At 71.4% G+C, this 22,977-nt stretch carries 21 protein-coding genes and 1 pseudogene; 17 read left to right on the top strand and 5 right to left on the bottom strand.

The window, feature by feature from the left end; all coding sequences use genetic code 11:
* The first annotated feature begins 85 nt into the window (after positions 1-85).
* The 13 genes from ACIA8N_RS20845 (at position 86) to ACIA8N_RS20785 (ending at position 13,944) form a co-directional block, all read left to right on the top strand.
* The gene (locus tag ACIA8N_RS20845; RefSeq protein WP_365786501.1) at positions 86-1,366 is read left to right on the top strand and encodes an MFS transporter; all 1,281 of its coding nucleotides are present in this window, start codon (positions 86-88) and stop codon (positions 1,364-1,366) included.
* Between the two features lie 69 nt (positions 1,367-1,435).
* Positions 1,436-2,797, top strand: a complete 1,362-nt coding sequence (gene pafA / locus ACIA8N_RS20840; RefSeq protein ID WP_359214521.1) for a Pup--protein ligase — start codon at positions 1,436-1,438, stop codon at positions 2,795-2,797.
* Positions 2,798-2,913: 116 nt separating this feature from the next.
* On the top strand, positions 2,914-3,852 hold the full coding sequence (locus ACIA8N_RS20835; protein WP_365786505.1) for an FKBP-type peptidyl-prolyl cis-trans isomerase: 939 nt from the start codon (positions 2,914-2,916) through the stop codon (positions 3,850-3,852).
* 43 nt (positions 3,853-3,895) lie between these two features.
* Positions 3,896-4,276 (top strand): FKBP-type peptidyl-prolyl cis-trans isomerase, encoded by a 381-nt coding sequence (locus tag ACIA8N_RS20830; RefSeq protein ID WP_365786507.1) that lies wholly within the window; start codon positions 3,896-3,898, stop codon positions 4,274-4,276.
* A gap of 142 nt (positions 4,277-4,418) precedes the next feature.
* The gene (locus ACIA8N_RS20825; RefSeq protein WP_359214516.1) at positions 4,419-5,375 is read left to right on the top strand and encodes a WYL domain-containing protein; all 957 of its coding nucleotides are present in this window, start codon (positions 4,419-4,421) and stop codon (positions 5,373-5,375) included.
* Between the two features lie 16 nt (positions 5,376-5,391).
* Positions 5,392-6,345 (top strand): YafY family protein, encoded by a 954-nt coding sequence (locus ACIA8N_RS20820; protein ID WP_030551664.1) that lies wholly within the window; start codon positions 5,392-5,394, stop codon positions 6,343-6,345.
* A 57-nt stretch (positions 6,346-6,402) separates the two neighbouring features.
* The gene (locus ACIA8N_RS20815) at positions 6,403-6,666 is read left to right on the top strand and encodes a hypothetical protein (RefSeq protein ID WP_365786510.1); all 264 of its coding nucleotides are present in this window, start codon (positions 6,403-6,405) and stop codon (positions 6,664-6,666) included.
* Positions 6,667-6,697: 31 nt separating this feature from the next.
* Positions 6,698-6,895, top strand: a complete 198-nt coding sequence (locus ACIA8N_RS20810; RefSeq protein ID WP_030220370.1) for a hypothetical protein — start codon at positions 6,698-6,700, stop codon at positions 6,893-6,895.
* A gap of 185 nt (positions 6,896-7,080) precedes the next feature.
* Positions 7,081-7,383: a Sec-independent protein translocase subunit TatA gene (gene tatA, locus ACIA8N_RS20805; RefSeq protein WP_030220367.1), complete on the top strand. Its 303-nt coding sequence runs from the start codon at positions 7,081-7,083 to the stop codon at positions 7,381-7,383.
* Between the two features lie 105 nt (positions 7,384-7,488).
* On the top strand, positions 7,489-8,391 hold the full coding sequence (gene tatC, locus ACIA8N_RS20800; protein ID WP_365786548.1) for a twin-arginine translocase subunit TatC: 903 nt from the start codon (positions 7,489-7,491) through the stop codon (positions 8,389-8,391).
* 41 nt (positions 8,392-8,432) lie between these two features.
* The gene (locus tag ACIA8N_RS20795; RefSeq protein WP_365786512.1) at positions 8,433-9,425 is read left to right on the top strand and encodes a diacylglycerol kinase; all 993 of its coding nucleotides are present in this window, start codon (positions 8,433-8,435) and stop codon (positions 9,423-9,425) included.
* A gap of 44 nt (positions 9,426-9,469) precedes the next feature.
* Complete coding sequence (locus ACIA8N_RS20790) at positions 9,470-12,298, top strand: DEAD/DEAH box helicase (RefSeq protein ID WP_365786514.1); 2,829 nt, start codon at positions 9,470-9,472, stop codon at positions 12,296-12,298.
* A gap of 236 nt (positions 12,299-12,534) precedes the next feature.
* The gene (locus ACIA8N_RS20785) at positions 12,535-13,944 is read left to right on the top strand and encodes a cytochrome P450 (protein WP_399416745.1); all 1,410 of its coding nucleotides are present in this window, start codon (positions 12,535-12,537) and stop codon (positions 13,942-13,944) included.
* A 44-nt stretch (positions 13,945-13,988) separates the two neighbouring features.
* Here the strand turns inward: ACIA8N_RS20785 and ACIA8N_RS20780 are convergent.
* The 3 genes and pseudogenes from ACIA8N_RS20780 to ACIA8N_RS20770 all read right to left on the bottom strand — a co-directional run bounded on the left by ACIA8N_RS20780 (position 13,989) and on the right by ACIA8N_RS20770 (position 16,335).
* A pseudogene (locus ACIA8N_RS20780) lies at positions 13,989-14,922 on the bottom strand (ADP-ribosylglycohydrolase family protein).
* Positions 14,923-14,926: 4 nt separating this feature from the next.
* A complete protein-coding gene (locus tag ACIA8N_RS20775; RefSeq protein WP_365786516.1) occupies positions 14,927-15,379 on the bottom strand; it encodes an ABA4-like family protein in 453 nt (150 codons plus the stop codon).
* On the bottom strand, positions 15,379-16,335 hold the full coding sequence (locus ACIA8N_RS20770; RefSeq protein ID WP_399416743.1) for a hypothetical protein: 957 nt from the start codon (positions 16,333-16,335) through the stop codon (positions 15,379-15,381). Before ACIA8N_RS20770 ends, ACIA8N_RS20775 begins: the two co-directional genes overlap by 1 nt.
* A 153-nt stretch (positions 16,336-16,488) precedes the next feature.
* Here ACIA8N_RS20770 and ACIA8N_RS20765 point away from each other — a divergent pair, with 153 nt between their 5' ends.
* A complete protein-coding gene (locus ACIA8N_RS20765) occupies positions 16,489-17,082 on the top strand; it encodes a MerR family transcriptional regulator (RefSeq protein WP_399416742.1) in 594 nt (197 codons plus the stop codon).
* A 174-nt stretch (positions 17,083-17,256) separates the two neighbouring features.
* On the opposite strand, the gene ACIA8N_RS20760 is transcribed toward ACIA8N_RS20765, so the two are convergent.
* Entirely contained in the window at positions 17,257-18,093 is an 837-nt protein-coding gene (locus ACIA8N_RS20760) for a siderophore-interacting protein (protein ID WP_365786520.1), read from the bottom strand.
* A gap of 81 nt (positions 18,094-18,174) precedes the next feature.
* Complete coding sequence (locus ACIA8N_RS20755) at positions 18,175-19,080, bottom strand: 5'-3' exonuclease (RefSeq protein ID WP_365786554.1); 906 nt, start codon at positions 19,078-19,080, stop codon at positions 18,175-18,177.
* 277 nt (positions 19,081-19,357) lie between these two features.
* On the opposite strand from ACIA8N_RS20755, the gene ACIA8N_RS20750 reads away from it, so the two are divergent.
* The 3 genes from ACIA8N_RS20750 (at position 19,358) to ACIA8N_RS20740 (ending at position 22,967) form a co-directional block, all read left to right on the top strand.
* Entirely contained in the window at positions 19,358-20,443 is a 1,086-nt protein-coding gene (locus tag ACIA8N_RS20750) for a glycine betaine/L-proline ABC transporter ATP-binding protein (protein WP_365786522.1), read from the top strand.
* The gene (locus ACIA8N_RS20745; RefSeq protein WP_365786524.1) at positions 20,436-22,250 is read left to right on the top strand and encodes an ABC transporter permease/substrate binding protein; all 1,815 of its coding nucleotides are present in this window, start codon (positions 20,436-20,438) and stop codon (positions 22,248-22,250) included. The genes ACIA8N_RS20750 and ACIA8N_RS20745 overlap by 8 nt, the downstream gene beginning before the upstream one ends.
* A 165-nt stretch (positions 22,251-22,415) precedes the next feature.
* Complete coding sequence (locus ACIA8N_RS20740) at positions 22,416-22,967, top strand: cupin domain-containing protein (protein WP_365786526.1); 552 nt, start codon at positions 22,416-22,418, stop codon at positions 22,965-22,967.
* Positions 22,968-22,977 lie beyond the last annotated feature (10 nt).

The following is a 22,977-nucleotide window of genomic DNA, read 5'->3' as shown; positions in this document are numbered from 1 at the left end:
TGGACCCGCGTACAGCCGTCATGGTACGTATGACGTCTCACGTTATACGTAAAACCTCGGCAGGATCCGGGGGAGGGGAGACCACATGGCCACCGAGGCACCGGCACACGGCGGCTATCTCGACATACTCCGGGCACCGCACGCCGCCCGCCTGTTGGCCGGAACCCTCGTCGGGCGTCTGCCCAACGGCACCGGCCCCATCGCGCTCACCCTCTTCGTCCGCGACCAGGGCGGCAGCTACACCCTCGCCGGCGGTCTCATCGCCGCCTACGGCGTCGCCACCGCCGTCGGCCAGCCCCTCCTCGGCCGCGCCGTCGACCTCAAGGGCCAGCCGCGCGTCCAGCTCCCCGCCGCGGTCCTCTCCGCCCTCGGCATGGCCCTCCTCGCCCTCACCGGCATCGGGCACCTCGCACTCGCCTACGTCGCCGTCGTCCTCGCCGGCCTCTTCACCCCGCCCCTGGAGGGCGGCCTCCGCGCCCTGTGGCCGAGCGTCCTGGGCCGCGAGGACCGGGTCCACCGGGCGTACGCGCTCGACGCCGTAGCGCAGGAGGTCATGTTCACCGTCGGCCCGCTGCTGCTGACCCTCCTCGTCTCCCTCTGGTCGCCCGCCGCCGCCCTCCTCGTCATCAACCTCCTCGGGGTCCTCGGCGCCCTCGCCGTCGTCCTCTCCGAGCCCTCCCGCACCTGGCGCTCGGCGTCCCGGGAGGCGCACTGGCTGGGCGCCCTGCGCTCTCCCGGGCTGCTCGCCCTGCTCGGGTCCTTCTTCTTCGTCGGCCTCGCGCTCGGCTCCATCACCGTCGCCGCCGTCGCGTACGCCGACGACCGGGGCAGCCCGGCCGTCTACGGCTGGCTGATGGCCGCCGTCGGGCTCGGCGCGCTCCTCGGCGGTGTCGTCTACGGCGCCCGGCAGTGGGCCGGAGCGCCCGAGCGGCGGCTGCGCGTCCTCGTCCTGCTCCTCGCCGTCTGCTACCTGCCGCTCGCGCTCACGCCCGGCCCCGTCGCCATGACCGGGCTCTCGGTGCTCGCCGGCGTGTTCCTGGCGCCCGCCCTCGCCTGCGCGTTCATCGTGGTGGACCGGCACGCGCCACGCGGCACGGTGACCGAGGCCTTCTCCTGGCTCGTCACCACCTTCGGCGTCGGCTCGGCCCTCGGCTCCGCCGCGGCGGGACCCGCCGTCGAACTCGCGGGGACGGCGACCGGGTTCGCCGTCGCCGGGGTGGGCGGCCTGGTGGCCTTCCTCGTCCTGCTCGCCACCGGCCGTGTCCTCGACGCGCCGACGGGCTCCGACACGCCTGCGGCCGACGCGCGACACGCCGTCGGTACGGGCGTGCCCACGGCCGTACACAGCGAAAAGAACACGCACTGATCGGAAAATGATCGAAACGGGAACGTCCAACCCGGTTTCAGCACCGGCCGTCAGGCGTAATGTTCAGACATGGACCGCCGCATTTTCGGGCTGGAGAACGAGTACGGCGTCACGTGCACGTTCAGGGGACAGCGCCGACTGTCTCCTGACGAAGTGGCGCGCTACCTCTTCCGCCGTGTCGTGTCATGGGGCCGCAGCAGCAATGTCTTCCTGCGGAACGGCGCCCGCCTGTACCTGGACGTGGGTTCGCATCCGGAATACGCCACACCGGAATGCGACGACGTGACCGAACTGGTCACCCACGACAAGGCCGGTGAGCGCATTCTCGAAGGCCTTCTCGTCGACGCCGAACGCCGCCTGCACGAGGAGGGAATCGCGGGCGACGTCTACCTCTTCAAGAACAACACCGACTCGGCCGGAAACTCGTACGGGTGCCACGAGAACTATCTCGTCGCCCGGCACGGAGAGTTCTCCCGGCTCGCGGACATCCTCATTCCGTTCCTCGTCACCCGGCAGCTGATCTGCGGCGCGGGAAAGGTCCTCCAGACCCCCAGGGGCGCGGTGTTCTGCGTCTCCCAGCGTGCCGAGCACATCTGGGAGGGCGTCAGCTCCGCGACCACCCGCTCGCGGCCCATCATCAACACCCGGGACGAGCCGCACGCCGACGCCGAGCGCTATCGCAGGCTCCACGTCATCGTCGGCGACTCGAACATGTCCGAGACGACCATGCTGCTCAAGGTCGGCGCCACCGACCTGGTGCTCCGCATGATCGAGGCGGGCACGGTGATGCGCGACCTGACCCTGGAGAACCCCATCCGGGCCATCCGCGAGGTCAGTCACGACATCACCGGCCAGCGCAAGGTCCGGCTCGCCAGCGGCCGGGAGGCCTCCGCGCTCGAGGTCCAGCGCGAGTACTACGAGAAGGCCGTCGACTTCGTCGACCGCCGCGGGATCAGGACCGGCACGGTCGCCCAGGTCCTGGAGCTGTGGGGCCGCACGCTCGACGCGATCGAGAGCGAGCGGCTCGACCGGATCGAGACCGAGATCGACTGGGTCATGAAGCACCGGCTCATCGAGCGCTACCGGGCCAAGCACAACATGACCATGTCGAACCCGAGGGTCGCGCAGATAGACCTCGCGTACCACGACATCCACCGTCGCCGTGGTCTCTACTACCTGCTGCAGAAGAACGGCCAGGCGGCCCGGATCTGCAACGACCTGAAGATCTTCGAGGGCAAGTCCGTGCCCCCGCAGACCACTCGGGCCCGGCTCCGCGGCGACTTCATCCGCCGCGCCCAGGAGCAGCGGCGGGACTTCACCGTCGACTGGGTCCACCTCAAGCTGAACGACCAGGCACAGCGCACGGTGTTGTGCAAGGACCCGTTCCGCTCCGTCGACGACAGGGTCGAAAAGCTGATCGCCGGAATGTAAGCAGGTCATACCGGCCGTGGGCCCCGCACGTTTGGCGTGCGGGGCCCTCGACGTGACAGGAGGGTCCCCTAGAGTGTCGGCATTAACCACTGTGCCGTCTGAGATCTGAGGAACACGTGCGCCGACTTGCCGGCCTTCTCGTCGTCCCGCTGCTGCTGCTCTCGACAGCGGCGTGCGGCAGCGACGACAAGGGCTCCGATTCCGCCTCGACGACGAACGGACTGCCCGCCATCACCGCGGGCCAGAAGTTCGGGGAGAAGCCGACCCTCGCCAAGGGCGAGGGCGCCCCGCCCAAGGAACTGAAGGTCAACGTCATCAGCGAGGGCAAGGGCGCGGTGACGAAGAAGGGCGACGCGCTCCAGGTGAACTACCTGGGTCAGGCCTGGGACTCCACCACACCCTTCGACAACAGCTTCGACCGCGGCCAGCCGTTCGACCTCACGCTGGGCGCCGGTCAGGTCATCAAGGGCTGGGACCAGGGCCTCGAAGGCCAGAAGGTCGGCAGCCGCGTCGAGATCGGCATCCCGCCGGAGCTCGGTTACGGCGCGCAGGGCCAGGGCGACATCAAGCCCAACGCCACCCTCGTCTTCGTCGTGGACATCCTGAAGTCGGTCACCATCCCGAAGTCCGCCACCGGCACCCCGGTCGCCCAGGACAACAAGGACCTGCCGAAGGTCGGGACGAACACGGACGGCAAGGCGCCCACGCTGACCGTCCCGAAGACCGACCCGCCGTCCAAGCTCGTCTCGAACTACGTGCTCGAGTCCACGGGCGAGGCCGTGAAGGCCACCGACACGGTCGTCGTGAACTACGTCGCCGCCCTGTGGAAGGACGGCAAGGTCTTCGACTCGACGTACACCACCGGCAAGCCCGCGAACTTCCCGCTCGCGCAGCTCACGCTGAAGGGCCTGAAGGACGGTCTCGTCGGCAAGAAGGTCGGCAGCCGCGTCCTCATCGTCGCCCCGCCGTCCGAGGCGTTCGGCAACGAGGAGAAGCAGGGCATTCCGAAGGGCTCCACGCTGGTGTTCGCCGTGGACATCCTGACGAAGATGTAAGACTGTCCCGATCACGCAGTTCATCAGCATGAGGAGCAGTTCAGTGAGCATCGAGAAGCCCGAGATCGACTTCCCGGGTGGCGAGCCGCCGGCCGACCTGGCGATCAGGGACATCTGGGAGGGCGACGGCGAGCTCGCCGAGGCCGGTGACGCCGTCCAGGTCCACTACGTGGGTGTGGCCTTCTCCACCGGCGAGGAGTTCGACGCCTCCTGGAACCGCGGCAGCGCGCTCGGCTTCAACCTCGGCGCCGGTCAGGTCATCCAGGGCTGGGACAAGGGCATCCAGGGCATGAAGGTCGGCGGCCGCCGCGAGCTGATCATCCCCGCGCACCTCGCCTACGGCGACCGCGGCGCCGGCGACAAGATCGCCCCGGGTGAGACGCTGATCTTCGTCTGCGACCTCGTGGCCGTGAAGAAGCGCTGACCCGAGCACCCGTGACCGGTTCCGGTCACTTCGAGGGCCCCCGCCATCCGTGGCGGGGGCCCTCGGCTTTGGCGCCGACACCCCGGGGCGGTACGGTCGGACGTCCGAGAAGTCGATACGGCTGAAGAGGTGCAGGGCGTCGATGGCGATTGCCAAGTCCGAGCGGCTGATGAATCTCGCGCTGTGCCTGCTCGGGACCCGCCGACCGCTGAGCAAGCGTGAGCTCCGCGGCTCCATCGAGGCCTACCTCGAAGCGAGCGGCGACGAGGCCTTCAACCGCATGTTCGAGCGCGACAAGGACGACCTGCGCGAGCTCGGCCTCGTCATCGAGACCGTCGAGAACCTGGAGGGCGAGACCGGCTACCTCGCCCGGCGCGACTCCAACCGGCTGCCGCCCATCACCCTCGACGCCGAGGAGGCCGCCGCGCTCGGCCTCGCCGCGAAGGTCTGGCAGCAGGCCCGCCTCGCCGGGGCCGCCAGTGGGGCGCTCCAGAAGCTCCGCGCCGCCGGCATGCCGGAGGCGGAGGACTCGTACGACATCCAGCCCAGCGCCCTGGAACCGCGCATCCCGGTCCACGAGGCGGCCTTCGAGCCGCTCATGCTGGCCTGCCGCGACCGCCGGACCGTCGCCTTCGACTACCGCAAGGCCAACGCCGCCCGCCCCGAGACCCGCCAGGTCGAGCCCTGGACCCTCGAATGCTGGCGCGGTCACTGGTACCTGGCCGGCTGGGACCGGGACCGGGGCGCCGAGCGCGTCTTCCGGCTCTCCCGGATCACCGGCAAGGTCCGCTCCCGGGCCGGCGCCTTCACCGCGCCCGTGCCCGACGTCGTCACCGTCCGGGAGACCGTGGAGAGCTGGGCGGGGGAGACCGCCACCCGCTCGGCCCGGATCCGGCTGCGCACCGGCTGCGGCTACCCGCTGCGGGCCCGCGCCCAGTCCGTGCACGAGGGCACCGACGGCTGGGACGAGCTGGAGATCCCGTACGGGCACGGGCTCGACGCCTGGCTCGTCGAGTTCGGTCCCGATGTCGTCGTACTGGAACCGGCCGATCTGCGGGCCGACGTGGTGGACCGGCTGCGCGCCGTGGCCAAGGGCTGAGGGGAAGACGTACCGCATGGCTGCCAACGCGATCGACCAGACGAGGCGGATGCTCTCGCTCGTCACCTATCTCCGGGAGCGCCCCGGCGCGCACGTCGCCGATGTCGCGCGTGCCTTCGGGATCACCGAGGACGAGCTGATCTCCGACCTCGACGTGCTGCCCATGTGCGGGACCAGTTTCCGCGGCGGCGACCTCCTCGACATCGACACCGACGGCGACCGGATCTGGTGGCACAACCCGGACGACGTCGCCGAGCCGCTGCGGCTCGCCGCCGACGAGGCGACGGCCCTCCTGGTCGCCGCCCGCGCCGTCGCCACCCTGCCGGGGCTCCGGGAGAGCGACCGGGAGGCGCTGCTGCGCGCCACCGCCAAGCTGGAGGCCGCGGCCGGCGAGGCCGCGGGCGCCAGCTCCCGGCTCTCCGTGACCTTCGAGTCCGAGGGCGGGGTCTTCGCCGAGGTCGACCGGGCGATCTCGGAGCGCCGCCGCCTGTGGGTGCGGTACTACTCGCCGGCGCGCGACGAGCTCACCGAGCGCGAGGTCGACCCGATCCGGCTGTTCGCCGTCGGCCACACCTACATGGAGGCCTGGTGCCGCCTCTCCGAGGCGCGCCGCACCTTCCGGCTCGACCGCGTGGCCGAGATCCGCATCCTCGACGAGCAGGCGGCGCCGCCCGAGCTGGAGCTGCGCGACCTCTCCGAGGGACTGGTCCAGCCCTCCGCCGACGACCCGGAGGTCGTGGTCGAGGTCGGCCCCGGCGGGCGCTGGGTCGCCGAGTACTACCCGCACGACCGGGCCGACGAGCTCCCCGACGGGGGACTGCGGATCAGCCTGCGGACGCCGGACCCGGCCTCGCTGCGCCGGCTGGCGCTGCGGCTCGGCAGCGACGGGCGGATCGTCGTGCCGCAGGAGCTCGCCGACAACGCCAGGACGGCCGCCGCCGCCGCGCTCGCCGCGTACGGCGGCGAGTGACGTTCTCGGCGCGGGGGGCGCTGTTACGGACGTAGCCGCAGAGGCGGGAGTCGAGAGATGAGGGAAAAGTCCTTGATGCACGGTTTTACGGCGACGCTGGCTCCGGTCCTCTTCAAGGCCGCCTGCCCCGACTGCCGCTCCCGTTTCGAACTCTCCGCGAGCGCCCTGCGCCTCGCCATCGGGGCGAGCCGCCGCACCACCTTCTACTCCTTCACCTGCCCCGAGTGCGGCAGTTCCGTCCGCAAGCCCGCGGGCGAGCGCATCGTCGAACTGCTCACCGGCGGCGGCGTCCGGACCCTCCGCCTCCACACCACCGGCTGAGCGCCCACCGCCCAACGTCTAGGCTCGGCACATGTTCTGGCCCATGCTCGCCATCGCCCTCGGCTTCCTCGGCATCGCCGTCCTCGGCGTCCTCGCCGTCAAGGTCTTCCTGGAGGTCCAGCGCCTCGGCCGTCAAGTGGCCCGCACCACAGAGCGGATCACCCAGGCCGCCGAAGAACTCGAGACGGCCGCCGTCGGTCTGGCCCGAACAGGCGAGACCCTGCGCTGAGTCCGTGCCGTACGCTGCGTGAAACGGCCCCTGGCCGCTCACGCGGGACGCAATCGGGAGTATGCACGGGCATTGCCCTGCGTTTACTCCTGCGGGTTACGATCGCAGACAGCGCGGTGGCCGGACGTCTGTCCGACCCGCCGGGCACGCACTCCATGTCGCCTCGGTGAAGAAGGTATACAGCTATGGGTAGGCTCGGCCCCACCGAGATCATTCTCATTCTCGTCGTCATCATCCTGCTGTTCGGCGCCAAGAAGCTTCCGGACATGGCGCGCTCGCTCGGCAAGTCGGCCCGCATCCTCAAGAGCGAGGCCAAGGCGATGAAGTCGGACGACCAGCAGACCGCCCCCGCCGACCCTCCGCAGGCCGGAACCGGCACGGGAGCCACCGCCCAGGACCAGCCCGCCCCGCGCACCATCCAGGCCGCTCCCGGAGACGTGACCAGCTCGCGTCCCGTGACCGAGCCCTCGGACACCACCAAGCGCTGACCCGGTCCGCCGCGGCCGCCGCACCGGGCGGCGGCCTGCCGCACGAGATGAGGACGTGGGTTGCCCAAGTCTGCCCGCAAGCAGGAGAAGGATCCCGAGGGCCGGATGCCCCTCGTGGAGCACCTGCGTGAACTCCGCAACCGACTGGCGAAAGGTCTCCTCGCCGTCGCCGCGGTGACGATCGTGGCCCTCGTGTACAGCGAGGAGCTGATGCAGTTCCTGACCCAATCGGTGCCCACCTGCGCACCGGGCGTCACCAGTGACGGCGGAAACTGCGCGATCGTCTCCTTCAACACGCTGATGGCTCCGTTCAGCACGACGATCCAGCTGTCCCTGACGGCCGGCCTCGTCGTCGCGAGCCCCGTCTGGCTCTACCAGCTGTGGGCCTTCGTCGCGCCCGGACTGCACAAGAGCGAGAAGAAGTACACGTACGCCTTCGTCGGTGCGGCCGTGCCGCTCTTCACCGCCGGCGCCTACCTCGCGTACCTCATCCTCCCCATCAGCGTGAAGGTGCTCATCAGCCTCACGCCCACCGGCTCCGCGAACATCCTCTCGCTCGGCGACGTCCTCGACTTCACCCTGCGCATGGTGCTCGTCTTCGGCATCGCCTTCGAGCTGCCGCTCGTCCTGGTGATGCTCAACCTCACCGGGGTCCTCACCGGCCGCCGCATGGCCGGCTGGTGGCGCGGGGTGATCATGGGCGTCTTCGTCTTCGGCGCCGTCATCACGCCGACGACCGACCCCGTCGGCATGGTCGCACTCGCAGGACCCATCACCGTCCTGTACTTCGGGGCCGTCGGCTTCTCGCTCCTCAACGACCGGCGACGCAGGCGCAACAACCCCGACGCCGAACTCGACGACGACGAGGCCTCCGCGCTCGACCTCACCCCCGAGACCGTCGGCTCCGTCGAGACGGTCGCCGCCTCCCGCGCCCTGCCCGAGCAGGCCACAGGAGAGACCGGCGGAACCGTCGCCCACCGGGTCAACGGTTACGACGACATCACCTGATCTTGTAGGGTCCCCCCAGACTCCGTCCGGGGGGACCCCCAATGACCAGCGACATCACCCTCTTCGTCAACCCCACCGCGGGCCGCGGTCGCGGCGCCCGCGCCGCCCGGCCCGCAGCCCGCGCCCTCAGGGACGCGGGCTTCGCCGTCCGTACGGTCCTGGGACACGACGCCGCCGACGCGCTGCGGCGCGCCCGCGAGGCCGTCGCCACGGGCACCGGCGCCCTCGTCGCCGTCGGCGGCGACGGCATGGTCTCCCTCGCGCTCCAGGCCGTCGCCGGCACCTCCACCCCTCTCGGGATCATCGCCGCGGGCACCGGCAACGACTTCGCCCGCACCCTCGGCCTGCCCGTCCGCGACCCCGGCGGCGCGGCCCGCGTCACCGCCGGGATCCTCGGCGCCGGCGGCGGCCGGAGCATCGACCTCGGGCGCGTCGGCGGCGCCACCGCGGGGGACATCACCGGCGCCGCGGGTGGCATGACGGGGGCCGCGGGTCACGGCACCGGTGCCCCCACCCGCTGGTACGGCACCGTCCTCGCCTCCGGCTTCGACTCCCGCGTCAACGACCGGGGCAACCGCATGCGCGTCCCCGCCGGACGCTTCAAGTACGACCTCGCGATCCTCGCCGAGCTCGCCCGCTTCCGGCCCGTCCCCTACCGCCTCACCTTCGACGACGGCCGCGTCCTGGAGACCGACGCCACCCTCGTCGCCGTCGGCAACGGCAGCTCCTACGGCGGCGGCATGCGCATCTGCGCCGACGCCCGCACCGACGACGGACTCCTCGACGTCACCGTCGTCGGCGACTGCGACCGACGCACCCTGCTCAAGGTCTTCCCCCGCGTCTACAAGGGCACCCACCTCAGCCACCCCGCGGTCACCACGTACCGGGTCCGCTCCCTCACCCTCGACGCCCCCGACACCACCGGCTACGCCGACGGCGAGCCCCTCGGCCCGCTGCCCCTCACCGTGGAATGCGTGCCCCGCGCGCTCCGCGTCCTCGCACCCGGACCGGGCCCCGGCACATCCCCTCGATAAAGATCGCGTCACTGTCACAGGTGGCGGGTAGGCTCGAGAACAAGATGACAGAGGACCTCACACCAGCCGAGGCGTACGCGGCCGCCCGCGCCCGCAACGCCGATCAGGCCACCGCGCTGGCCCCCTTCCGCGAGATGTACGACTTCGATCTGGACCCCTTCCAGATCGAGGCGTGCAAGGCCCTCGAAGCAGGCAAGGGGGTGCTCGTCGCCGCGCCCACGGGCTCCGGCAAGACCATCGTCGGCGAGTTCGCCGTCCACCTCGCCCTCACCCAGGGCCGCAAGTGCTTCTACACGACGCCCATCAAGGCGCTGTCGAACCAGAAGTACGCCGACCTCGTGAAGCGGTACGGGCCCGACAAGGTCGGCCTGCTCACCGGCGACAACAGCGTCAACGGCGATGCGCCGATCGTCGTCATGACCACCGAAGTCCTCCGCAACATGCTGTACGCGGGATCCCAGGCCCTCTCCGGCCTCGGGCACGTGGTCATGGACGAGGTCCACTACCTCTCCGACCGCTTCCGCGGCGCCGTCTGGGAGGAAGTGATCATCCACCTCCCCGAGTCCGTCACCCTCGTCTCGCTCTCCGCGACCGTGTCCAACGCCGAGGAGTTCGGCGACTGGCTCGACACCGTCCGCGGCGACACCGAGGTCATCGTCTCCGAGAGCCGGCCCGTCCCCCTCTGGCAGCACGTCCTCGCCGGACGCCGGATGTACGACCTCTTCGAGGAGGAGACCGACCACGGCGGCCGCGGCGCCTCCCGGCGCGAGGTCAACCCCGACCTCCTCCGCCTGGCCCGCACCGAGAACACCCGCACGTACAACCCGCGCGACCGACGACGCGGCAAGATGATCCGCGAGGCGGACCGCGAGCGCGAGCGCCGCCAGCGCTCCCGCATCTGGACCCCCGGACGCCCCGAGGTCATCGAGCGCCTCGACGCCGAAGGCCTCCTGCCCGCCATCACCTTCATCTTCAGCCGGGCCGCCTGCGAGGCCGCCGTACAGCAGTGCCTGTACGCCGGACTCCGGCTCAACGACGACGAGGGACGCCTCCGCGTCCGCGAGATCGTCGAGGCGCGCACCGCCTCCATCCCCACCGAGGACCTCCACGTCCTCGGCTACTACGAGTGGCTCGAAGCCCTGGAGCGGGGCATCGCCGCCCACCACGCCGGCATGCTCCCGACCTTCAAGGAGGTCGTCGAGGAGCTCTTCGTCCGCGGCCTCGTGAAGGCCGTCTTCGCCACCGAGACCCTCGCCCTCGGCATCAACATGCCCGCGCGCACCGTCATCCTGGAAAAGCTCGTCAAGTGGAACGGCGAGCAGCACGCCGACATCACCCCCGGTGAGTACACCCAGCTCACCGGCCGGGCCGGACGCCGTGGCATCGACGTCGAAGGCCACGCCGTCGTCCTCTGGCAGCGCGGCCTCGACCCGGAGCACCTCGCCGGACTCGCCGGCACGCGCACGTACCCCCTGCGCTCCAGCTTCAAGCCCTCGTACAACATGGCGGTCAACCTCGTCGACCAGTTCGGCAGGCACCGCTCCCGCGAGCTCCTCGAAACCTCCTTCGCCCAGTTCCAGGCCGACCGCTCGGTCGTCGGCATCTCCCGGCAGGTGCAGAAGAACGAGGAGGGGCTCGACGGCTACCGCGAGGGCATGACCTGCCACCTCGGCGACTTCGAGGAGTACGCGCGGCTCCGCCGCGACCTCAAGGACCGCGAGACGGAACTGGCCAAGCAGGGCGCCGCCCAGCGGCGCGCACAGGCCGCCGGGTCCCTGGAGAAGCTCAAGCCCGGCGACGTCATCCACGTCCCGACCGGCAAGTTCGCCGGACTCGCCCTCGTCCTCGACCCCGGTATCCCGGCCGGCCGCACCAACGGCCACCGCGGCTTCGAGCACCACGACGGCCCGCGCCCCCTCGTCCTCACCGCGGAACGGCAGGTCAAGAGGCTCGCCTCCATCGACTTCCCGGTCCCCGTCGAGGCCCTGGAGCGCATGCGGATCCCCAAGTCCTTCAACCCGCGCTCCCCCCAGTCCCGCCGCGACCTCGCCTCCGCGCTGCGCAGCAAGGCCGGACACATCAACCCCGAGCGCCACCACAAGCAGCGCGCCGCCGCCGCCGACGACCGCGAGATCGCCCGGCTGCGCACCGAGATCCGCGCCCACCCCTGCCACGGCTGCGACGAGCGCGAGGACCACGCCCGCTGGGCCGAGCGCTACCACCGCCTCCAGCGCGACACCCAGCAGCTGGAGCGGCGCATCGAGGGCCGCACCAACACCATCGCCCGCACCTTCGACCGGATCGTCGCGCTCCTCACCGAACTCGACTACCTCCGGGGCGGCGAGGTCACCGAGAACGGCAAGCGGCTCGCCCGGCTCTACGGCGAACTCGACCTGCTCGCCAGCGAATGCCTCAGGGACGGTGTCTGGGAAGGGCTCACTCCGGCCGAACTGGCCGCGTGCGTCTCCGCGTTGGTGTTCGAGGCGCGCCAGTCCGACGACGCCGTCGCGCCCAAGCTGCCCGCCGGCAACGCCAAGGCGGCGCTCGGCGAGATGGTCAGGATCTGGGGGCGCCTGGACGCGCTCGAAGAGGAATTCAAGATCAACCAGGCGGAGGGGGTCGGCCAGCGCGAGCCCGACCTCGGCTTCGCCTGGGCCGCCCACCAGTGGGCCTCCGACAAGAGCCTCGACGAGGTGCTGCGCGAGGCCGAGATGCCCGCAGGTGACTTCGTCCGCTGGTGCAAGCAGGTCATCGACGTCCTCGGCCAGATCGCGGCGGCGGCCCCCAAGGAGAACAGCACCGTCTCCAAGAACGCCCGCAAGGCGGTGGACGCACTGCTGAGGGGTGTCGTGGCCTACAGCTCGGTGGGCTGACGGCTTCCCTCTCATCGACAGCGAGTGCCCGTGGCGATCACGCCACGGGCACTCGCTGTTTCCCGGACGTCGGCGCCCGTCGCCGCCGAGGTCGGTGCGTGAAGGTGGTCACGCGCCGCAGAGGGCCGCCCGCACGTGGTTGTCCACAGGCCGTCGTCCACAGGGGTGGCGTGTGCGCACCCCTTCCGCTTGCATGGACTCACAAGCACGGCAGGCCAGTTGGGGAGGGGACTCGCGTGACCACGCAAGCCGGTCATCCGCACGCCGAGGCGCGCGACGAGACGGCACCGCCGTCACCGGGCATCGCGGAAGGCCCCCGAGGAGCACCCCTCCTCGGCAACCTGCCCGCGTTCGGCAAGGACCCCCTCGGCTTCTTCGAACAGCTTCGCGATCGGGGCGACTTCGTCCGCTGGCGCTTCGGCCGCAAACCGTCCCTCTTCGTCGCCCACCCCGACACCGTCGGCGAACTCCTCACCGAGGTCGAGCGCACCTTCGACCAACCCGACCTCGGGATCGCCTTCCGCACCCTCCTCGGCAACGGCGTCATCGTCTCCCGCGGGGCCGACTGGCGACGCAAGCGTTCCCTGGTGCAGCCCTCCGTGCGCCCCAAGCAGGTCCGCTCCTACGCGACGACCATGACCGAGTGCGCCGTCGCCCTCGCCGACCGATGGGCCGACGGACAGCAGGTCGACATCAAGAAGGAGATGGCCGCCCTCACCCAACTCATCGCCGTGCGCACCATCTTCGGCGTCGACACCGCAGCGGACGCCGAGGCCATCGGGCAGGCGATGGACATCGCGCAGAAGGAGATCGGCGCCGAGTTCAGCGGCATCGGAGCGGTGCTGCCCGACTGGGTACCGACCCCTGGACGCGCCCGCATCAAGCGCGCCACCGCCGTCATCGACGCGGAGGTCTCCCGTGTCGTCTCCCGCCACCGCGACGGCGACACCGAGCGCCCCGACCTCCTGAGCCGCCTCCTCGCCGCCCGCGACGAGACCGGTGCGCCCCTCTCGGACCAGGAGATCCGTGACGAGACCGTCACCCTCTACATCGGAGGCCACGAGACCACCAGTTCCACCCTCGTCTGGGCCTGGTACCTGCTTTCCCACAACCCCCGGGTCCGCGACACCCTCACCGCGGAACTCGACCGGGTCCTCGCCGACCACGAACCCGGCTTCGACGACTACGCCTCCCTCACCTACACCCAGGCCGTCATCAAGGAGACCCTGCGTCTCTACCCGACGATCTGGCTGATCACCGGCCTGGCCAAGGAAGGCGCCACCCTGGGCGGCAGGCCGGTCCCCGCCGGCACCCGCGTCTGGACCAGCCAGTGGGCCACCCACCGTGACCCCCGCTGGTACGGCGACGCGGAGGCCTTCCGCCCCGAGCGCTGGCTCACCACCGAGGACGGCGAACCGGCCGAGCAGATACCCGAATACGCCTGGTTCCCCTTCGGTGGCGGCCCCCGCGTCTGCCTCGGCACGCGCTTCGCCCTCGTCGAGTCCGTCCTGGTCCTCGCGGTCCTCGCCCGCCGCTACGACCTGAACCTGACCACCGACGGCATCCGCCCCGTCCCCAGCCTCACCCTCCAGCCGGACCGCGACGTCCTGGCCACGGTCCACACACGGAGCCGCCGCGGGGCCTGACGCGGAAGGGGCGGACAACGGAGGGCGGGTGACGGAGGGTCGTATCAGGGCGGCCCCGCGGCCAGGGCCGTCGCCAGGTCCCGGAGGTCGTCGGCGTGCAGGACACGGGCGCCGGAGCCGGGCAGCGGTACGTGCAGGGTGGACGTCCAGCGGCCGGGGATCGCCGAGGCACCGTGGACGGCGCCCGCCAGCGTGCCGGTCACGGCCGCCACGGTGTCGGGGTCGCCGCCCAGATCGACCGCCGCGACGAGGGCCTCCTCGAAGGAGCCCGTCGTACGCAGCGCCCACACGGCCGAACCGAGACAGGACCAGACCGCGCCGTTGAACTCGGTGGCGTCGTCCGGGTGCCAGCCGGCTGCCAGGACCGCCGCCCACCGCTCCTGGTGCGCCGGTTCGACCTCGGCGAGCGTGGCGGGGACCGCGGCGATCGGGTCCTCGCCGAGGAGGGCTACGCGGACCAGGCCGTGGAGGATCGCCGTGCCCTCGCCGGCCGCGCCGTCGCCATGGGTCAGGGCGCTGATCCGCCGGGCGGCATCCATCGTCGCGGTCCGTCCCCGGCCCGCGAAGCGGACGGCGGAGGTCGAGGCCCGCATCAGCGAGCCGTTTCCCGCGGCCCGCGGGCTGACCTGGAAGTGCCGTGCGGCGGCGCGGTCCCACGGTTCTCCACCGAGCAGGACCTGCTCGGTCTGCAGGCCGATGTCCTTCGGGTCGGGCCGCCGCCCAGCGGCGGAACCGGTCGAAGAGATCAGGCAGATCGAGGCCGCCCCTGTCGAGGAGGGACTCCCCGACGAGGACCGCCATCTGGGTGTCGTCCGTGGCTTCGCCCGGCTCCCAGCCGCCTCCCCCGCACAACTCCCCGACACCGTCGGGGAAGTGTTCCCGGAAGACACCTCCAAGCCCGAACTCGAAGGGAGCACCCAGGGCGTCGCCCGCGGCGGATCCGAGGACGGCGCCGATGGATCGCTCGATGTCTCGCATGCGGTCAGGGCAGAGCGGGTTCCTGCCGGCGAGATCCTGACCGGCGGGTCCATACCGAGCGGACCGCCAGGAACAAGGGCAGGCCGACGGGGGAGAGGAGGATCGTCAGGAGGAGGATCGGGGCCATCAGGAGGGGTGGGACGGAGAGGCGCCGGCCCTCCCGGTACATCCACTGACCGAGCAGCAGGTCCCAGGCGATGATCTGCGCCCAGACCGCCCCGGCTCCGTTCGCGAGCGCCGCAAGCTCCCGGAAGGCGTCGATGTCGGGGCTGCTGACGGCCGTCCACAACTCGGGCAGGACAGGGGCGGCAAGGACCGCCCAGACGGCCAGGATCGGCAGGACCGTCAGGGGTGAGGTCGCGAGACGTACCGTGAGCCGCCGGGACGGCGCGAAGATCATGAGCAGCCAGGCCGGGGCTGCCAGGAAGAACGTCAGCTCGAAGAGGAAGCCCGTCATCACACGACCTCCTCGGGACGGGTGGGGGAGGGGGAGGCCTGCCTCAGGGACAGCGCGGTCGCCGCGCCGCCGAGCAGTACGATCGCCCCCGCCCCCGCCAGCGTCGCCCCGTCCGGTGCGAACAGAGCCTGGCCCCGTAGCGCCTGCCAGGTCAGCAGGGCGAACGTCGCCGTGTAGGCGGCCGAGGCCGTCAGGGTGAGCCGGAGCCGTACGCGCTCGTCCGCGAGCCGGGCGAAGCGAGGTGCGAGGGCGGCCAGTACGAGGACAAGCAGCGGGAGCACCTGGAGGGCGTGCATGCCGAAGAAGTGCGGTATGCGCAGGTCGCCGCCGGTTTCGGCCCAGCCGGTCAGAGGCAGGGACGGGCCGCCGTCCGGTACGCCGACGGCGTGTGCGCCTACGACCGGCGCGTCGTCCTGGGCGAGCTGCTCAGAGGTCGGGCGCACCATCAGGAAACCCAGGGCCGCGCCGGCCAGGGCGATCAGCGAGGACAGCCGGACGGCCCACGCCATGGTCCTGTCGAGGATCCGGGCGCGCAGCAGCAGGATCGCGATGGTCAGGGCGCCGAGCCACAGGACGACGATGGTGCCGCCCATGATCTGGAAGACGGCGTTGTCGAAGGGGGTCGCCTGGTTGAAGTGGCTCTGCTTGCCCCGGATCACCTGGAGGGTGATCAGCACCATCTCGGCCGAGCCGGTGGCGGCGACCACCGTTCCGGCCCACCAGGCGACCCGACGGCCCGTCGGCAGCAGCGTGAGCATCCAGGCGAGCGAGAGCGCGTAGGCGAGCAACGAGACCGAGAACTTGAACGGCTTGCTCCAGATCGGCACGCCGACCAGGACGCGGTCGTCGACGGCCAGTCCGACCGCGGACACCAGGGCGAGGCCGCCCATGGAGGCGGCGAACCACACCAGCGGTCGGTGGAGCCGGGTGAGTGGTTTCAGGTTCGGTCCGGGCATGGGGATCCCCCTGGAAGATGGATAGTGGCACTTGCCGCTATCTGATAGCGCCACTATCTATGATGGGGGTGTCGGTCGGCAAGGCCGCAGCAAGGCCGGGAAGGTGAACGCGCTGTGCGCATTGGAGAGTTGAGTCGCAGGGCAGGGGTGTCCGTGCCGACGATCAAGTTCTACGTACGGGAAGGGCTGCTGCCGGCGGGGGAGTTGACGAGCCCGAACCAGGCTTCGTACGGAGAGACGCATGTGCAGCGCCTCCGCCTGATCCGGGCGCTCCTCGACGTGGGCGGCCTGTCGGTCGCGTCGATCCGGGAGGTGATCCTCGCGATCGACGACTCGGAGCGCCCGGTGCACAAGGTGCTGGGCACGGTCGCCGACCGGATGGTGCCGCGCTACGACCGCGAGCCGGGTGCCGGGATCGCGGAGGCGCGGGAGCGGGTCGGCGCGCTGATCGCCGCGCGGGGCTGGCGCGTACATCCGGAGAGCGCGGCCGCGGAGGCCCTGGCGGTGGCCCTCGAAGCCCTCGAAGAGGTCGGCCACGGGGCGTTCACCGAGGCCCTGGACACCTACGCGGACGCGGCGGAGCGGGTGGCGCGGGCGGATTTGGAGTACGTGGCGCAGAACGTGGCGCGTGAGGAGCTCGTCGAGAGCGTCGTCGTCGGCACGGTCATGGGCGACGCGATCTTCTCGGCCCTGCGGCGCCTGGCCCAGACGGACGCCTCGGACCGTGTCTTCGGGGGCGCGACGTAGTCCGGGCCAAGTGGGAAGGGGGGAGGTGGGAGGGGGAGGGGGAGGGGGGAAGCACGCGGGCCCGGGGCCCCTCCTGGGGTCCCCGGGCCTCGGTCGTCCTGTATCGGTGGGTGAAGCTCAGCGGCTCAGCGGCTCACGCGCTCGGGCTCGGTGCTCCCGTCGAGCCTCCGCGGCTCACTTCTCCTGTTCGCGCTCCACCTGGTCGTTCCACTCACGCTTGATCGCGCGCCACGCCTCGTCCGACTTCCCCTGGCGCCAGTAGCCCGAGATCGACAGGCGCTCGCGCGGCACCCCGCGGTCGAGCCGCAGGTGGCGGCGGAGGTCCTTCACGAAGCCCGCCTCGCCGTGGACGAAGGCGTGCACGTCGCCCTCGGGGAACTCCAGGGCGCGTACGGCCTCCACGAGGGCCTCGCCCGTCGGGCGGTCTCCCCGGTGCAGCCAGGTGACGTCGACGCCGTCGGCCGTCGCGAACTTCTGCTCCTCGCCCGCGTCGGGGATCTCCACGAAGGCGTGCACCTTCGCTCCGGCGGGCAGTGCCTCCAGGGCCACCGCGATGGCAGGCAGCGCGCTCTCGTCGCCGGCGAGCAGGTGCCAGTCCGCCGCCGGATCCGGCGTGTAACCGCCGCCGGGGCCCAGGAAGCGCACGGTCTCGCCTTCCGTGGCGCGGGCCGCCCACGGGCCGGCGAGGCCCTCGTCGCCGTGGACCACGAAGTCGACGGTCAGCTCGCGGTGGACCGGGTCCCACGCCCGTACCGTGTACGTCCGCGTCGTCGGCCACTGGTCCCGGGGGAACTCCTCCCGGATCCGATCCATGTCGAACGGCTCCGGGTAGGCGACCCCTTCCGGGGCGAACAGCAGCTTCACGTAGTGATCGGTGTAAGCGCCGACCTCGAAGGCGTCGAGTCCGGGGCCGCCGAGGACGATCCGCACCATGTGCGGGGTGATCCGCTCGGTGCGCACCACACGTGCTTCGGTGGCCTTCGGTGCCTTGCGGGCCGGCTGCTCTGCCACTAGGGGCTCTCCTGACTCGACGTACTTAGGTATGCCTAAGCTAGCATCCCGGAGCGAGGTCGACCCAATAGTTTCCCTTCGTCAGCGCGCCAGGACGGGCAGCAGGCGCCCGACCGCCCCGCCGAGCCCCCAGCGCTTCACCAGCGAGTCCAGCGCCTCCGGGTCGCGGGGGGCCGTCGGCAGGGCCGCGTCGAACTCCGGCAGCGGTACGTCCCCGGCGACCCGCACCACCGTCGGCGCGACGTCCAGGTACGCGGCCGCCTCCACGATCCCGCGGCGCTTGGCCGGGGTCAGCTTCGACGTCCGGTCCTCCGCGGCCGCCCGCACGCCCGCAAGGTCCCCGTACTCCGTGATCAGCTGCGCCGCGGTCTTCTCGCCGATGCCCTTCACGCCGGGCAGCCCGTCGCTGGCGTCGCCGCGGAGGGCGGCGAAGTCCGCGTACTGGTCGGGGCGCACGCCGTACTTCCCGCGGATGAGCTCCGCGTCCACCAGATCGCAGTCGCCGACACCCTTGCGCGGGTACAGCACGCGCACGCCTCGCGCGTCGTCCACCAGCTGGAACAGGTCGCGGTCGCCCGTGACGATGTCCACCGGCCCCGCGGCGCGGCCCGCCAGCGTCCCGATCACGTCGTCGGCCTCGTACCCCGCGGCCCCGACGCGGGCGATGCCCAGCGCCGCGAGGACCTCCTCGATCACCGGAACCTGGGGGGACAGGGTGTCCGGGATCTCCTCCTCGTCCGGGCCGGTCTCCGTCTCGACGGCGACCCGGTGCGCCTTGTACGAGGGGATCAGGTCCACCCGCCACTGCGGCCGCCAGTCGTCGTCCCAGCAGGCCACCAGGTCGTCCGGGCGGTGGTCCTGCACGAGCCGGGTGATGAAGTCGAGCAACCCGCGCACGGCGTTCACCGGGGAGCCGTCGGGCGCCCGGACGGAGTCCGGCACGCCGAAGTACGCGCGGAAGTACAGGCTGGCGGTGTCGAGGAGCATCAAGCGTCGAGTCACCCCCCGATCATGCCGCACCCCACCGACAGCGCCCTCCGAGCGACAGGCGCCTCGGCCGGCCCCTCCCCGTGGGTGACCCCCGTCACCTTTGCGTTTGCACCCTGCGAAGCCGGGCATGCGCGAGCCCGGAGCGGAACCCGGTACGGGATTCAACGAAAAGGAATCCCGTACGCGACGGGCCCGCGGGCCGATCCCGCCCGCTCCACGGCCCGGCCGCGCGGGGGTGGTGGGGCCGTTCTTCATTGCTACCCGTGAGGTATATGTGTCCAGGCTCCAGGCCGATCACCTGTACAAGGTGTTCGGCAGACGACCCGACGAAGCCGTCCGCAGGCTCGCCGACGGCGCCGACCGCGAGGAGCTGCGCGCCGAGGGGACGACAGCAGCCGTCGTGGACGCCGGTTTCACGGTCGAACCCGGTCAGATCTTCGTCGTGATGGGGCTCTCGGGTTCCGGCAAGTCCACCCTTCTGCGCATGCTCAACGGCCTGCTCGAACCGACCGCGGGCCGGGTCCTCTTCGACGGCCGCGACCTGACCGCGCTCTCCCCCCGCGAGCTGCGCACCGTCCGCGCCACGAAGATCAGCATGGTCTTCCAGCACTTCGCGCTCTTCCCGCACCGGAACGTTCTGGAGAACGCCGCCTACGGCCTGGAGGTGCAGGGCGTCCCGCGCGCCGAGCGCGAGACCCGCGCCACCGAGGCCCTCGAACTGTGCGGCCTCGCCGGCTGGGAGAAGTCCTGGCCCGACGAGCTGTCCGGTGGCATGCAGCAGCGCGTCGGCCTCGCCCGCGCCCTCGCCACCGACGCCGACCTGCTCCTCATGGACGAGTCCTTCAGCGCGCTCGACCCGCTGATCCGCCGCGACATGCAGGACCAGCTCCTCGTCCTCCAGCAGCGGCTGAAGAAGACGATCGTCTTCATCACCCACGACCTCAACGAGGCCATGCGCCTCGGCGACCGGATCGCCGTCATGCGCGACGGCCGGATCGTGCAGCTCGGTACCGCCGAGGACATCCTCGTCAGGCCCGCCGACGACTACGTCGCCTCCTTCATCCAGGACGTCGACCGCTCCCGGGTGCTCACCGCCGCCGCCGTCATGACCGACGGCGCCGTCCCGGCCGACTGCCCCGCGGACTGCGCGTGCCAGGCCGTCGGACCCGACACGCTCGTCGCCGACCTGTGCGCCGTGGCCGCCCTGGCCCCGCACCCCGTGACCGTCGAGGACACCGACGGCTCCGTCCTCGGAGTCGTACCGCAGGAACGGCTTCTCGCCGCCCTGGGCGGCCTTGCCGCCACGGGAGGCCCCACCCCGGGCGGGCTCGCCGGCCGGGAGGTGACCGCTCATGCCTAAGCTTCCCCTCGGCGAGTGGGTCGACAGCTCCGTCGACTGGCTCCAGGCCCAGTTCTCCTGGCTCTTCGACGCCGTCAGCACCGGCGTCACCGGTCTCTACGACGGCGTCGACGCCGTCCTCTCCGCGCCCCAGCCGCTGCTCTTCGCGGGCATCCTGGCCGTCGTCGCCTGGTGGCTGCGCGGTCTGGCCGCCGGTGTCCTCGCCTTCGCCGGATTCGCGCTCGTCGACTCCGTCCAGCTCTGGGACGAGGCCATGGCGACCCTGTCGCTCGTCCTCGTCGCCACCCTGGTGACCCTCGTGATCGCCGTACCGCTCGGCATCTGGGCGGCCCGCTCGAAGACCGTCAGCGCCGTCCTGCGGCCGGTCCTCGACTTCATGCAGACCATGCCGGCGATGGTCTACCTCATCCCCGGCATCATCTTCTTCGGCGTCGGCGTGGTCCCCGGCATCATCGCCACCATCATCTTCGCGCTGCCCCCGGGCGTCCGCATGACCGAGCTGGGCATCCGGCAGGTCGACGGCGAACTCGTGGAGGCGGCCGAGGCCTTCGGCACCACCCCCCGGAACACGCTGCTCCGCGTGCAGCTCCCGCTCGCCCTGCCCACGATCATGGCCGGCGTCAACCAGGTCATCATGCTGGGCCTCTCCATGGTCGTCATCGCCGGCATGGTCGGCGGCGGCGGACTCGGCGGAGCCGTCTACCGCGCCATCGGCAACGTCGACATCGGCCTCGGCTTCGAGGCGGGCGTGTCCATCGTCGTCCTCGCCATGTACCTGGACCGGATGACCGGCGCCCTCGGCCGCCAGGTCTCCCCGCTGGGCCGCCGCGCCGCCGCCAAGGCCCGCGCGGCGCTGAGCGCCAAGCGGTCCGGGGCGAAGCTCTGGGCCCACCGCCCGCAGCCCGTCACCGCGCTCGTCGGCGTCGTCGTCCTCGCGCTCGTCGCCGGCGGCACGGGCTTCCTCGGCGGCTCCGGCGGCGCGACCTCCGCCGCCGCCTCCGGGAAGAGCGGCGGTCAGGGCAAGAAGATCAGCATCGGCTACATCCCCTGGGACGAGGGCATCGCCTCCACGTACCTCTGGAAGGAGCTCCTCGAGCGCCGGGGCTACGAGGTCGAGACCAAGCAGCTGGAGGCCGGCGCGCTCTACACCGGCCTGGCCGGCGGCCAGCTCGACTTCCAGACCGACGCCTGGCTCCCCGTCACGCACGCCCAGTACTGGGAGAAGTACAAGAACAAGCTGGAGGACCTCGGCTCCTGGTACGGCCCCACCTCCCTGGAGCTCTCCGTCCCCTCGTACGTGAAGGGCGTCGACTCCCTCGCCGACCTCAAGGGCAAGGCGGGACAGTTCAAGGGCCGGATCGTCGGCATCGAGCCCAGCGCCGGAATGATGGGCATCCTCAAGGACAAGGTCCTCAAGGAGTACGGCCTGGAGGGCGAGTACGAGGTCGTCGACGGCTCCACGCCCGGCATGCTCGCCGAGCTGAAGCGCGCGTACGAGCGCAAGGAACCGGTCGTCGTCACCCTCTGGTCCCCGCACTGGGCCTACGCCGCCCACGACCTGAAGAAGCTCGACGACTTCAAGGGGTCCTGGGGCAAGGGCGACGGTGTCCACACGCTCGCCCGTAAGGGATTCTCCGGGGAGAACCCCGAGGTCGGAGCCTGGCTGAAGGACTTCGAGCTGACCGAGAAGCAGCTCACGGACCTGGAGGCCGTCATCCAGGAGACGGGCAAGGGCAAGGAGCAGCAGGCCGTCCGCGACTGGCTGGACCGCAATCCCGGCCTGGCGGAGAAGCTCGCTCCGCAGTAGCGCCGGTGCGGGAGAGTCGACTCCTGTCCGGAAAGGGGTGGTCGCCGAACGTGTTCGGCGGCCACCCCTTTTCGTCACGACGCGAAACCCCACCCCAAAGCTGCGTAAGGTGCAGGTAACCGCCCGGTACGGGGGTACGCACGACGCACCAGGGAGGGAGCCGACATGGACGAGAAGGAAGCACCCCGCGTGGGCGCGGCCGTCAAGAGGCGACGCCGAGCGCTGCAGCTCACCCTTGCCGTCGTCTCGTCCCGCAGCGGCCTCTCCGTGCCCTTCCTCAGCCAGGTCGAGAACGACCGGGCCCGCCCGAGCCGCCGCTCCCTGGAGCTCCTCGCCGAGGCCCTGGAGACCACGGTCGGCGAACTCCTGGCCGCAGCCGAGGCCTCCCGTACCGTCGACGTCGTACGGTCGGACGAGCACTCCCCGGTCCTGCCGGCGGGCGTCCGGGCGCTCGTCAGGGGCCGCCACCAGCTGCACGCCCTGGAGTTCACCGGCGAGCAGGACGCGGGCCGGGAGTTCCAGCACCGCAACGACGAGCTGCTGTACGTCGCCGACGGCGCCGCCGAGGTCGAGGCCGAGGGGCGCGCGTACCGGCTGGGTCGCGGTGACACCCTCTACCTCTCCGGCGGGGTCCGCCACCGCTGGCGTGCCACCGAGGCGGGCACCCGCCTCCTCGTCGTCGCCGTCGCCGAGCACGTCGAGGCCGAGGTGGAATGAGAACCCCACT

Source organism: Streptomyces sp. NPDC051822, from assembly GCF_044452745.1.
Taxonomy (GTDB): domain Bacteria; phylum Actinomycetota; class Actinomycetes; order Streptomycetales; family Streptomycetaceae; genus Streptomyces.
This window is presented reverse-complemented; position numbering and strand designations above follow the sequence as displayed.

Excerpts from the sequence above, each read along its gene's own strand:
- ACIA8N_RS20845 (WP_365786501.1), top strand. The coding sequence starts at position 86 with ATGGCCACCGAGGCACCGGCACACGGCGGCTATCTCGACATACTCCGG.
- pafA (WP_359214521.1), top strand. The coding sequence starts at position 1,436 with ATGGACCGCCGCATTTTCGGGCTGGAGAACGAGTACGGCGTCACGTGC.
- ACIA8N_RS20825 (WP_359214516.1), top strand. The coding sequence starts at position 4,419 with ATGGCGATTGCCAAGTCCGAGCGGCTGATGAATCTCGCGCTGTGCCTG.
- ACIA8N_RS20820 (WP_030551664.1), top strand. The coding sequence starts at position 5,392 with ATGGCTGCCAACGCGATCGACCAGACGAGGCGGATGCTCTCGCTCGTC.
- ACIA8N_RS20815 (WP_365786510.1), top strand. The coding sequence starts at position 6,403 with ATGAGGGAAAAGTCCTTGATGCACGGTTTTACGGCGACGCTGGCTCCG.
- ACIA8N_RS20810 (WP_030220370.1), top strand. The coding sequence starts at position 6,698 with ATGTTCTGGCCCATGCTCGCCATCGCCCTCGGCTTCCTCGGCATCGCC.
- tatA (WP_030220367.1), top strand. The coding sequence starts at position 7,081 with ATGGGTAGGCTCGGCCCCACCGAGATCATTCTCATTCTCGTCGTCATC.
- tatC (WP_365786548.1), top strand. The coding sequence starts at position 7,489 with ATGCCCCTCGTGGAGCACCTGCGTGAACTCCGCAACCGACTGGCGAAA.
- ACIA8N_RS20795 (WP_365786512.1), top strand. The coding sequence starts at position 8,433 with ATGACCAGCGACATCACCCTCTTCGTCAACCCCACCGCGGGCCGCGGT.
- ACIA8N_RS20790 (WP_365786514.1), top strand. The coding sequence starts at position 9,470 with ATGACAGAGGACCTCACACCAGCCGAGGCGTACGCGGCCGCCCGCGCC.
- ACIA8N_RS20775 (WP_365786516.1), bottom strand. The coding sequence starts at position 15,379 with ATGACGGGCTTCCTCTTCGAGCTGACGTTCTTCCTGGCAGCCCCGGCC.
- ACIA8N_RS20770 (WP_399416743.1), bottom strand. The coding sequence starts at position 16,335 with ATGCCCGGACCGAACCTGAAACCACTCACCCGGCTCCACCGACCGCTG.
- ACIA8N_RS20755 (WP_365786554.1), bottom strand. The coding sequence starts at position 19,080 with ATGCTCCTCGACACCGCCAGCCTGTACTTCCGCGCGTACTTCGGCGTG.
- ACIA8N_RS20745 (WP_365786524.1), top strand. The coding sequence starts at position 20,436 with ATGCCTAAGCTTCCCCTCGGCGAGTGGGTCGACAGCTCCGTCGACTGG.
- ACIA8N_RS20740 (WP_365786526.1), top strand. The coding sequence starts at position 22,416 with ATGGACGAGAAGGAAGCACCCCGCGTGGGCGCGGCCGTCAAGAGGCGA.